This is a genomic window from Verrucosispora sioxanthis (assembly GCF_010560025.1).
Lineage (GTDB): Bacteria > Actinomycetota > Actinomycetes > Mycobacteriales > Micromonosporaceae > Micromonospora > Micromonospora palythoicola.
In genome coordinates, this window is sequence record NZ_SAIY01000008.1 from 72,369 (window position 1) to 83,972 (window position 11,604).

Below are 11,604 nucleotides of genomic sequence, written 5' to 3' on the forward strand. Positions count from 1 at the left end.
CGAGCTGCGTTAGATTTCTGCCATGCGTCCGCACGTCGTCGCGGTGGCGGTGACCGACAACCTGCCGATCTTCGAGCTGGCGGTCCCGCAGGAGGTGTTCGGCACCGACCGGCGGGACATCGTCGACCCGTGGTACGAGCTGCGGCTGTGCGCGGCCGAGCCGGGCCCGCTGCGTACCACCGGTGGATCGTGGCTCGACCCCGCGTACGGCCTGGACGACCTGGCCGAGGCCGACACCGTGCTGGTGCCCGGGTGCGCCCGACCGACCCAGGCCAATCCCCCGGCCGAGCTGGTCGAGGCGCTGCGCATCGCGTACGCGCGGGGCCGACGCATCGTCGGCATCTGCACCGGCGCGTACCCGATCGCCGCGGCCGGTCTGCTCGACGGCCGCCGCGCCACCACGCACTGGATGAACGCGCAGGACTTCGCCGGCCGGTTCCCACTCGTCGACCTCGACCCCCGGGTGCTGTACGTGGCGGAGGGCACCGTCTTCACCTCGGCGGGTACGGCCGCCGCCATCGATCTGTGTCTGCACCTGGTGCGGCTGGACCACGGCGCCGCGGTGGCGAACGAGGTGGCGCGGCGGATGGTGGTGGCACCGCCGCGGGGTGCCGACCACACCCAGTATCCGGCGCCGCCGGTGCGGGGAGTCTCGCCGGCCGACCTGAGCCCGGTGCTGGAGTGGGCCCGGCAACGCCTGGACCGGCCGCTGTCGGTCAACGACCTGGCCCGCGCGGCGAACCTGAGTCCGCGCACCCTGGCCCGCCGGTTCCGCGACTCGCTCGGCACCACCCCGTTGCAGTGGCTGTTGGAGCAGCGGGTCCGGTTGGCCCAGGAGCTGCTGGAGACCACCGAGGATCCGGTCGAGCGGATCGCGCACCGCACCGGCTTCGGCAGCGGTGCGAACCTGCGCCAGCACTTCGGCCGGATCAGCGGAATGACCCCACAGACCTACCGGCACGTCTTCCGGTACCGGGCCGGCGCGACGGCCCGTCCGACCGCGCCGTCACGGCCGGCCGGACAACCGCTCGGATAGGCGGCGACGGCACTGTCGCCCGGCACCGGTTCGACGGCGGGCGGCGCTGCGTCGTTACCGGAAACTTCCGGAAGTTCTGGCCACCACGGTGGTGTCGACATAGCATGCACGCGCTTGAATCCGTCCGAAGAGCCACGTCAGACACACCCCACCAGCACCGATATTAAATAGAGGGATTTCGATGCGCCTCTGGAACCTCTCCCGCCGATCACGACGCCGATCCCGAACCATCGCCCTGCTCTGCTCGGCCGCGCTCGTCACCGCGGTCGCCGTGGCACCCGCACCGGCGGCCGCCGCCGAAGTCGTCCTCGCCAACGACTTCGAGTCCGGCTCGTACGCACCGTGGGGACCGCGCGGCGACATCACCCTCGCCATCACCGACGAGGGCCACGAGAGCGACAGCAGCCTGTCCGTCACCGGCCGCACGGCGAACTGGCAGGGCCCGGCCACGAGCGCGACGGCACTGTTCCACCCCGGTACGCAGTACTCGGTCACCGCCTGGGTGAAGCTTCCGGCCGGCACCGAAGGCACCGCGGGCGTGCACTTCACCGTCGAGGCGACCCCCGCCGACGGCGGCGACAACACCTACACCTGGATCGGCGGGGACGTCGCCACCACCGCCGACGGCTGGGTGCAGATCGGCGGCACGTACACGCTGCCCGACGGGCTCAGCGCCGCCACCCTCTACGTCGAGGCGGCGGAGAGCACCCCGTTCCTCGTGGACGACGTGCTGATCACCGCACCGGACGGCGAACCGGGCGGACCCGAGCCCGGCACCGTCGTCATCGACACCGACTTCGAGGACGGGCTGGACGGCTGGGGCCCCCGCGACAGCGGTCCCGGCGCCCCGACCGTCGAGATCAGCGACGTCGCGCACGGCGGTACGGCCGCGGCGCTGGTCACCGACCGGGTCAACCAGGGTGCCGGGCTCGGACGTGACGTGGCCGGCCTGTTCGAGGCGGGCGTCACCTACGAGTTCAACGCCTGGCTGCGGTTCGCCGACGGGCAGCCGACCGACCAGATCTGGCTCAGCCTGGCCAGCACCGCCGGCGGCAGCCAGTCGTTCAGCACCCTCGCCCAGTTCGAGTCCATCACCAACACGGGCTGGACCGAGGTGAGCGCCCGGTTCACCATGCCCGCCTCGGACGAGGCGCTGCTCTACTTCGAGACCCGCTGGCAGGGCGCGGACGTGGCCGGCAACACCAGCGACTTCCTGGTCGACGACATCGTCGTCCGGGTGCCGGAGCCACCGGTCATCGAGGACCTCACCCCGATTCACGAGACCACCGACTTCCCCGTCGGCGTGGCCATCGACGCCCGGGAGACCGTCGGCGGCGCCGCCGAGTTGCTGAACCGGCACTTCAACCAGGTCACTCACGAGAACCACATGAAGCCCGAGGCCTGGTACGACGACGAGCGCACCTTCCGACCGCACGAGCAGGCGCTCGCGGTGATGGACTTCGCCCGCGACAACGACCTGCGCGTCTACGGTCACGTGCTGGTCTGGCACAGCCAGACCCCGGCCTGGTTCTTCCAGGACGCCGACGGTCAGCCGCTGACCACGTCCGCGGCAGACCGGCAGTTGCTGCGCGACCGGCTGCGTACCCACATCTTCGACGTCGCCGAGTCACTGTCCGAGCGCTACGGCCGGTTCGGCTCCCCCACCAACCCGCTGTACGCCTGGGACGTCGTCAACGAGGTCATCAGCGACAGCGGTGAGTACGCCGACGGCCTGCGCCGCAGCGAGTGGTACCGGATCCTCGGCGAGAGCTTCATCGACCTGTCGTTCGAGTACGCGCACGAGGCGTTCAACGACGTCCACGCCGTACCCGGCAGCGACCCGGTCACCCTGTTCATCAACGACTACAACACCGAGCAGAGCGGCAAGCAGGCCCGCTACCGGGCGCTGGTGCAGCGGCTGGTCGACCGGGACGTGCCGATCGACGGGGTGGGTCACCAGTTCCACGTCTCGCTGGCCACACCGGTCAGCAGCCTGGCGGCCACCCTGGACACCTTCGCCGACCTGCCGCTGACCCAGGCCGTCACCGAACTCGACGTCACCACCGGCACCCCGGTGACCCAGGCACGGCTGATCGAGCAGGGCTACTTCTACCGGGACGCCTTCCGGATCTTCCGGGAGCACACCGACGACCTGTTCGCCGTCACCGTGTGGGGGCTCACCGACGGCCGTTCGTGGCGGTCGGCCAACGCGCCGCTGCTGTTCGACGACAACCTGCGGGCCAAGCCGGCCTACTACGGGGCGGTGGACGGCGACCTGCCGGCACGTCTGCGCACGGCCAACGTCTTCGCCGGTGACGTGGCCCTCACCGCCGCCGCACCGAAGGACCTGACCTGGCGCAAGCTGCCCCTGCACCCGATCGAGGACACGGCCCGGTTCCAGCTGCGCTGGGCACCGGACCACCTGACCGCGTACGTCACGGTCGACGACGCCTCGGTCTCCGGCGACGACCAGGTCACCTTCGCCCTGGGCGACGAGACGTACCGGGTCGCCCGCGACGGCGACGGCGATGTGCCGGCCGTGGCGGCCGAGCGGGACGGTGGCTACCACCTGGTCGCCCACCTGCCGCTGGCCGACGCCGCCGAGGGGCAGACCCGCACCTTCGACGTACGGGTGACCGACGACGGCACCACCTCCGGCTGGAACACCCCGGGCGCCGTGGGCACCCTGAGCCTGGTGGAGGAACTGTCGTATCTGGAGGTACGGGAGACGGCCACCGCGCCGGCCATCGACGGCACCGTGGACGCCGGCTGGGCCCAGGCCACCTCGGTCACCACGGCCAAGCAGGTCTCCGGCACCGACGGCGCGACCGCGAACGTCCGCACCCTCTGGCGGGGCCAGACGCTGTACGTGCTGGCCGAGGTCACCGATCCGGTGGTGGACGTCTCCGGCTCCGACCCGTGGACCCAGGACTCGGTCGAGATCTACGTCGACGCCGGCAACGCCAAGAACGGTCCCTTCCGCTACGACGACACCCAGATCCGGATCAACGCCGACAACGTCGTCTCCTTCGGCACCGGCGACGAGGCGTTCCAGGCCGGACGGCTGGAGAGCGCGGCCGTGCGTACCGACACCGGATACACCGTCGAGGCGGCGATCAGCCTGCTCGAATACGGTGGCCTCGGCACGTTCCACGGCCTGGACTTCCAGGTCAACGACGCCTCCGACGGCGCACGCACGTCGATCCGCAACTGGGCGGAGCAGAACGGCGAGGGTTACCAGACCACCGCCCGCTGGGGCGTCGGCCGGCTGGTCGCGGGCTCGAACGTGGAGATCGCGATGGAGCGGATCGCCCGGTGGAACTCCGACAGCGGCGGCGGCTACTGCGCCACCGTCACCGCCACCAACAACGGCGACAAGGCCGTCGAGTGGACGGCCGTGGTCGACCTGGAGGGTGACATCTACACCGCCTGGAACTTCAAGCGGGAGCGACTGACCGACGGCAGCTACCGGATCCGGGGAGTCGACTGGAACCGGACCCTGGCCGCCGGCGCCAGCACCTTCAGCATCGGATACTGCGCCAACCTGTGACACCCGGCCGGGCCACGGCGGCGGACATGCCGCCGGGCCGGTGAGGTGGTTCCGGTGGCGGCCACTGCCCGCTGAGGGCGGTGGCCGCCACCGGCCTGTCCGCGATCCGGCCGGCCCGGAGGCGACCCGACTCGGCACGCCCTGCCGGGCACGAGCGTCGCCCGAATCGCGGAAAAGTGGGCGTGGTCGGGAACTTCGGACGACCCGCGACCGACCACTTGACCGTGACGTGCCGCGCAGGTCGCGGACCACCCTCCGGAAAGGTTGTTGCAATGATGGTTCTCAGACGTCGCAGGCTCGCGCAGGCCGGCGCCCTCGGAGTCTTCACCGCCACGGCGGTGGCGCTCACCGGAGCACCGGCCGCCGCGCACGTCACGGTCAGCCCGTCGGTCACCACCGCAGGTTCCTACACCGTCCTGACGTTCGGTGTACCGCACGGCTGCGACAAGTCGGCCACCACGAAGGTGTCCATCAAGATGCCGGAGCAGATCGTCTCGGTCACTCCGACGGTCAACTCGAACTGGACCGTGCAGAAGGTGATGGCCGAGCTGAACCCGCCGGTCAAGGACAGCCACGGCAACGAGATCACGCAGCGGGTCACCGAGGTGGTCTACACCGCGAAGACGCCGCTGCCGGCCGACCTGCGGGACACCTTCGAGCTGTCGTTGAAACTGCCGGACGCTGCCGGCGAGACGCTGGCCTTCCCGGCCGTGCAGACCTGCGAGCAGGGTGAGACGCCGTGGGTGGAGATGCCCGCCGCCGGTCAGGACGCCGATGAGCTGGAGCACCCGGCACCGACGTTCGTGCTGACTGCGAAGGCCGACGCCGACGCCGAGGAGGCGGCCGTGCAGCCGGTGTCGCAGACCACCGAGGAGCCGGCTGGCGGCACCGGTGTCGTCGGTTGGATCGCCCTGGTGCTCGGTGCCCTGGGCCTGGTGGCCGGCGGGCTGGCGCTGCTGCGTACCCGCAAGGCCGCCTGACGGGCGGGCGACCTTGCGGGTGAGGTCGCGCGGCACGTGGGCGGTGCCGGGTCGGCGTGCGCGGCGGGCGTGGACCGCCGCGCTCGCCGCGCTGCTCGGCCTGCTGGCCGCTGTCGCGCCGGCGACGCCGGCCGCCGCCCACGCGGTGCTGCTGGGCACCGACCCGGCAAACGGTGCCGTGCTGGCCACCGTCCCGGCCGAGGTGTCACTGACGTTCAACGAGCCGGTGACGGTACGCCCCGGCGGGGTCCGGCTCCTCGATGCGGCGGGCGAGGAACTGTCCACCGACAGCCGGTCGGTCGACACCACCGTGGTCCTGACCGTCCCACCGGACCTGGCCAGTGGCACCTACATCGTGGCGTTCCGGGTGATCTCGGCGGACAGTCATCCCGTATCCGGGGGCTTCAGCTTCGCCGTCGGTGCGCCGAGCAGCGCGGCAGTCGCGCTGCCGGAGAGCAGCCCGAGCCGCGCCCTGGACCTCCTGCGCCAAACGGCCGAGGCGGTCGCCTACCTCGGCCTGCTGGTCGGTGCGGGTTTGCTGGTCTTCCTGCTCGTACTGCTGCGCGCGGAGGCACCGATCCTGCGGCGGCGGCTGCTGCGGCTCGCCGGCTGGTCGGCGGGCCTGACCGTGCTGGCCCGGCTGGTGTTGGTGCCGGCCGTCCCCGCATGGCAGGACGGTGGCGAACTGACCGGGCTCATCGACGGGGCCCAGTGGCTGACCGGTCTGCGGTCGGAGGAGGCGCTGAGTTCGGTGCTGGTCGTCCTCGGGCTGGGCGTCGCACTGTGGGCCACGGCAGCCGCCGGCGCACCGGCAATCCAGCAGCCCGCCACCGCCGCCGCCGGGATGCGGGCGCGCCGGAGCCTGCCACCGCAGCCGCCGTCGGGACACCGGCGGCACAGCGGTCCGGATCCCCGGGGCACCGCCCCAGGAGCCCGTTGTCGTCGAGACACCGCCGCTGCCGGGAGGCCCGGCAGTCGTCGAGGCGGAGACGGACGTGGGGTCCGCCGTCCCCGGCGGCCGACCGGCTCGACCCGCCGTGCTGGCCGCTCTCGCGTTCGCCGGTGTCACCCTCGCCTGGGGAGCGGTCGCCCTGGTCGGGCATACCCGCACCTACGGTCCGGCCTGGCTGGTCGTTCCGGCCGACATCCTGCACGTCAGCACCGCCGGGGTGTGGCTGGGCGGGTTGGTGGCACTGCCTTGGACTCTGAGCCGGTCGGTCGACCTGGGGGCAGGCGCGGCAGTCCGGGCGGTGTCCGCGTTCTCCCGTATCGCCGCCGTCCTGGTCGGCCTGCTCGGCGCCGCCGGACTGCTGCTCGCGTGGCGCATCCTGCGGTCCTGGGAGGCACTGTGGGCCACCTCGTACGGTCTGGCGCTGCTCGCCAAGATCGCGCTGACCGTCGTGGTGCTCCTCGTCGCCGCCCACAACCGGTTTCGCCTCGTGCCCCGCGTCGTCGCCGCCGACCGGGACGACGGCTCCGAGGTGGCCTGGCGGCTGCTGCGCCGCACCGTCCGGGTGGAGGCCGCGTTGCTTGTCGGTGTCGTCGTCGCCACCGGGTTCCTGGTCACACAGAGCCCGGTCGTCGAGGCCGCGCCCCGACCGGCGGCGGACGCCGCCACCGGTCCGACAGTGGTGGAGACGCCGCTCGGCACGGGTCGCGCGGTCGCCCGGTTCACCCCCGGAAAGGTAGGAGTGAACTCGATGGAACTGGAACTCGTCGACGCCGCCGGTCAGCCCGTGGTCCCGGTGGCGGACCCGAAGCTGACGGTGCTGCTGCCGGCGATGGACATCGGCCCGCTGGAACGGACGTTGGCGTCCACCGGCCCGGGCCGGTACGAGGCCGTCGTCGACCTGCCCCTCGCCGGCTCGTGGGTGGTGCAGGCCAGCGTGCGGACCTCGAAGTACGAGAATCCGATCGCCCGGTTCACGGTGGACGTGCGATGAGCCCACGGCGATGGATCGGGATGGCGGGCCTGGTGGTGGCCGGCTCCATCGGGTACCTGGTGCTCGGCGCCGTACCTGCCGCCGCCCATGTCGAGGTCGCGAGCGCGCAGCCGAACGGTGACGGTACGACAACGCTGACGTTCAGCTTCGACCACAGCTGCGACGACTCCCCAACCACCGAACTGGTCGTCGCCCTGCCGGACGGGGTGACCGCGTCCGGCACCGTGCCACCGGAGGGCTGGACCGCCACGGTCGCCGGTCAGCGAGTCACCTTCACCGGACCCGGCCGGGAGACCGCCGAGGTGGGCGTGACCACCCGGATCGTGGCCCGGGCCGGGGACACCCTCACCTTCCCGGTACTACAGCGGTGCGCCGACGGTGGTTCGTACGATTGGATCGACATCACCGCCGACAGTGAGCATCCGGCACCCCGGTTGATCGCGACCAACGCCGTGCTCGCCGAGCAGCCGCAGGTGCCTGCCGCGCCGCCGGACGCGGCGGCCGGCGGCACGGAGCCGACCCAGGGTGGTGGCGCCACTCTGGGTCAGGCGTCAGCCGTGGTCGTCACCTTCGTCGCCGCCGCGGCGCTCGCCGGTTTCGTCACCGTCCGGCGGTGGTGACCGTCCGGCAACGGGCCAGGACCACCGGTACGGGGCGACCTCCGCGCACCGCTCAGACGGCGCGGGCGATGCAGATGCGGGCGTCCAGCCGAGGGCCGGCCTCGTAGATCATGTACGAGACGCCACCGTCGGTGCCGAAGGCCGGCGCGGCGACCCGACCGTTGTCGGAGGCGATCGGGGCGTGGAAGACCCCGAGGTGCACCTCCCGGTCGAAGTTGTTGCCGACCTCGGTGAGCCGGATGCGGCCGTCGTTGCCGTGGTAGGCGACGTAGCTGGTGCCGTTGCGTTTGAGCAGGTGCGGACTGGAGATGTCGGTCAATCCGTCGCCGGCCGGCGAGATCAGCGGGTTCGGGGCGAACTGCCACTGGTCCCAGCCGTTCGGTGACCATCCCCAGAAGATCTTCCGGGTGCCCGGGCCGACGGTGTGCGCGCCCATGAAGAGCATGACGTACTTGTTGTTCTTCCCGGCGACCGAGTGTTCGAAGACCCGGGCGTACGAGGTCTCGGTGGTGTTCGGCACCAGCCGAGTGCTCAGAATCGGTGTCTCGTTGGTGAAGGTGATGCCGTCGCGGGAGCGGGCCACCCGGGTGGTGAAGTTCTCCCCGTGGAAGTAGAGGAAGAACTCCCTGGTGGAGGCGTTCCACACCACGTGCGGTGAGGAGACGTGGCTGACCGTGGTGGTGGGCAGCACCCGGTCGACGATCGGGTTGGCGGGGTGTTCGGTGTAGGGGCCTTCGAGCCGGTCGGCGTAGGCCGGATCGCGCAGGCGGGTGACCCAGCAGGATATCGCCCGGATGACCGGCGTCAGCCAGGCGACCGTCTCGCTGGTGCTCAACGGCCGCGACGACGGCAGCGTCCGGATCGCCCCGGAGACCCGGGAACGGGTGTTGGGCGCCATCCGGGCCACCGGGTACGTCGCCGACCCGGTGGCCCGGCGGCTCGCCGCCCGGCACAACCGGATCCTCGGCGTCTTCACCTACGAGCCGGTGTTCCCGGCCGGCACCGGCGACTTCTACCACCCGTTCCTGGTCGGCATCGAGGAGTCCGCCGAACGCCTCGGCTGCGACCTGCTGCTGCTCACCAGCGCCCCCGTCACCGACGGCCGGCGGCGCATCTTCCACGACGACAACCGGCTGCGGCTGGCCGACGGCTGTGTCCTGCTCGGTCGTTCGCTGGACCGCGACGAGCTGGGCCGGCTGGTCGCCGAGGGGCATCCGTTCGTCTCCGTCGGTCGACGCGACGACGCGGGCGGACCGGTGCCGTACGTCGGGGCGGACTACGTCACCGCCACCGCCGACGTGGTCCGGCGTGCCCTCGACGCCGGCCACACCAGGCTGGCGTACCTCGGCCAGGGTGCCGGCCCGGAGTCACACACCGACCGGTTCGCCGGCTACCGGGCCGCCCTCGACGCGGCGCGGCTGCCGGCCCGGCACGAACCCACCGACCGCTCCCCGCCGACCTGCTCGACGCGCTGCTGCACGCCGGGGTCACCGCCGTGGTGGTCGAGGAGTACGCCGACGGTGTCGCCCTGGCCACCGTCGCCGCCGAGCGCGGCCTGACCGTGCCCGCCGACCTGTCCATCCTGGCCCTGGGCGACCCGACCCGACCGACGACCAGCGACCGGGAGTTCACCGGCTTCCGGATCCCCCGCCGCGAGATGGGGTGGCAGGCCGTCGAGGTGCTCACCGGACTGCTCGCCGCGATGCCCGGCACCGTGACCCAGCGGCTGCTGCCGTGCCAACCGGTCGACGGCGTAACCCTCCTGCCACCCCGACCCTGATCCCCCCGTCGCCATGCCGTCACTGGCGGCGCTGACCGTTCATGAGAGGACCGACCGTGCCCGAGATGCAGGCCGAAGTACTGATCGTCGGCGGTGGGCTCGGTGGCGTCGCCGCCGCCCTGGCCGCGCTGCGCGCCGGCCGCAGCGTGCTGCTGACCGAGGAGTACGACTGGCTCGGCGGGCAGCTCACCAGCCAGGCCGTGCCGCCGGACGAGCATTCCTGGGTGGAGCGCTTCGGCGTCACCGCCAGCTACCGGGCGCTGCGTGACGGCATCCGGGAGCACTACCGGCGCTGGTATCCGCTCACCGACCGGGCGCGGCGCACCACCGCGCTCAATCCGGGCGCCGGGCACGTCAGTCGACTCTGCCACGAACCCCGGGTCGCGGTGGCGGTGCTGGAAGCCATGCTGGGGCCGTACCGGGGATCCGGGCGGCTGCGGGTGCTCCAGCCGTACCGGCCGGTGGCCGCCGAGACCGACGGTGACCGGGTCACCGGGGTCACCGTGGCGCACCGGCACACCGGGGAGCGGCTGTTCCTGACCGCGCCGTACGTGCTGGACGCCACCGAGACCGGCGAGTTGCTGCCGCTGACCGGCACCGAGTACGTCACCGGCTTCGAGTCCCGCGCCGACACCGGTGAACCGAGCGCGCCGGAGCAGGCACAGCCGACGAACATGCAGGCGGTGTCGGTGTGCTTCGCGGTCGACCACGTCGACGGCGACCACACCATCGACAAACCGGCGGCTTACGACTTCTGGCGGGCGTACCGGCCGCCGTTCTGGGGGGACCGGATGCTGTCGTTCCGCTCCCCCAACCCGCGCACCCTGGCGATCTCCGAACGCAGCTTCACCCCGAATCCGGACGACGATCCCTGGCTGGTCCAGGCCGACCAGCGGGTCAGTCCCGGCGACGGGAACCTGTGGACGTTCCGCCGGATCGCCGCCCGGCGCAACTTCGTCCCCGGCTCGTACGACAGCGACATCTGCCTGGTCAACTGGCCGATGCTCGACTACTTCGAGCAGCCGGTCATCGACGTACCCGATCCGGACGCGCAAATCACGGCGGCCCGGGAGCTGTCCCTGTCGGTGCTCTACTGGCTCCAGACCGAGGCGCCCCGCGCCGACGGCGGCACCGGCTTCCCCAGCCTGCGGCTGCGCGGCGACGTCACCGGCACCGGCACCGCAGCCACCGGCGGGGACGTCACCCACAGCGGTCTGGCCCAGGCGCCCTACATCCGGGAGTCGCGCCGCATCCGCGCCGAGTACACCGTCGTCGAGCAGGACCTCTCGTTGGAGATCCGGGGCGACAAGGGCGCGGTCAGCTACGCCGACTCGGTCGGGGTCGGCATGTACCGCATCGACCTGCACCCCTCCACCGGCGGCGACAACTACATCGACGTGGCCTCCTGCCCCTTCGAGATCCCGCTCGGCGCGCTGATCCCCCGGCGGGTGGAGAACCTGCTGCCCGCCGGCAAGAACATCGGCACCACACACATCACCAACGGCTCCTACCGCCTGCACCCCGTGGAGTGGAACGTCGGCGAGGTCGCCGGTCTGCTCGCGGACTTCTGCCTGGCCCGGCGGGTCACCCCCCGCGCGGTGCGCTACACCCCCGGCCTGCTGGCCGACTTCCAGAACCGCCTCGCCGACTCCGGTGTCGAGCTGCGCTGGCCCGACATCGCCGGCTACTGAGGAA

The 11,604-nt window shown here is 71.9% G+C and carries 9 protein-coding genes and 1 pseudogene; 9 read left to right on the forward strand and 1 reads right to left on the reverse strand.

What is annotated here, in order from left to right; genetic code table 11:
• Nucleotides 1-22 precede the first annotated feature (22 nt).
• From ENC19_RS21835 to ENC19_RS21860, 6 genes and pseudogenes are all read left to right on the forward strand, one after another.
• Entirely contained in the window at nucleotides 23-1,036 is a 1,014-nt protein-coding gene (locus ENC19_RS21835) for a GlxA family transcriptional regulator (protein WP_164448964.1), read from the forward strand.
• 181 nt (nucleotides 1,037-1,217) lie between these two features.
• On the forward strand, nucleotides 1,218-4,586 hold the full coding sequence (locus ENC19_RS21840) for an endo-1,4-beta-xylanase (RefSeq protein ID WP_164448965.1): 3,369 nt from the start codon (nucleotides 1,218-1,220) through the stop codon (nucleotides 4,584-4,586).
• A 272-nt stretch (nucleotides 4,587-4,858) separates the two neighbouring features.
• The gene (locus ENC19_RS21845) at nucleotides 4,859-5,566 is read left to right on the forward strand and encodes a YcnI family copper-binding membrane protein (protein ID WP_164448966.1); all 708 of its coding nucleotides are present in this window, start codon (nucleotides 4,859-4,861) and stop codon (nucleotides 5,564-5,566) included.
• Nucleotides 5,567-5,711: 145 nt separating this feature from the next.
• Nucleotides 5,712-5,972, forward strand: a pseudogene (locus ENC19_RS31920) (copper resistance CopC family protein); the annotation flags it as partial.
• Between the two features lie 589 nt (nucleotides 5,973-6,561).
• On the forward strand, nucleotides 6,562-7,509 hold the full coding sequence (locus ENC19_RS21855; protein WP_164448967.1) for a CopD family protein: 948 nt from the start codon (nucleotides 6,562-6,564) through the stop codon (nucleotides 7,507-7,509).
• A complete protein-coding gene (locus ENC19_RS21860) occupies nucleotides 7,506-8,129 on the forward strand; it encodes a DUF1775 domain-containing protein (RefSeq protein WP_164449125.1) in 624 nt (207 codons plus the stop codon). Before ENC19_RS21855 ends, ENC19_RS21860 begins: the two co-directional genes overlap by 4 nt.
• 52 nt (nucleotides 8,130-8,181) lie before the next feature.
• Here the strand turns inward: ENC19_RS21860 and ENC19_RS21865 are convergent, their stop codons facing one another.
• Nucleotides 8,182-8,964, reverse strand: coding sequence for a hypothetical protein (locus ENC19_RS21865; RefSeq protein ID WP_164448968.1), 783 nt, complete (start codon nucleotides 8,962-8,964; stop codon nucleotides 8,182-8,184).
• Between ENC19_RS21865 and ENC19_RS21870 the strand changes: the two genes are divergently transcribed.
• From ENC19_RS21870 to ENC19_RS21875, 3 genes are all read left to right on the forward strand, one after another.
• A complete protein-coding gene (locus tag ENC19_RS21870; RefSeq protein ID WP_235945000.1) occupies nucleotides 8,924-9,688 on the forward strand; it encodes a LacI family DNA-binding transcriptional regulator in 765 nt (254 codons plus the stop codon). The two genes, ENC19_RS21865 and ENC19_RS21870, sit on opposite strands and share 41 nt — an antisense overlap.
• Nucleotides 9,589-9,909, forward strand: coding sequence for a substrate-binding domain-containing protein (locus ENC19_RS30520; protein ID WP_408058100.1), 321 nt, complete (start codon nucleotides 9,589-9,591; stop codon nucleotides 9,907-9,909). The genes ENC19_RS21870 and ENC19_RS30520 overlap by 100 nt, the downstream gene beginning before the upstream one ends.
• A gap of 65 nt (nucleotides 9,910-9,974) precedes the next feature.
• Nucleotides 9,975-11,600 (forward strand): FAD-dependent oxidoreductase, encoded by a 1,626-nt coding sequence (locus tag ENC19_RS21875; RefSeq protein WP_164449126.1) that lies wholly within the window; start codon nucleotides 9,975-9,977, stop codon nucleotides 11,598-11,600.
• Nucleotides 11,601-11,604: the final 4 nt, after the last annotated feature.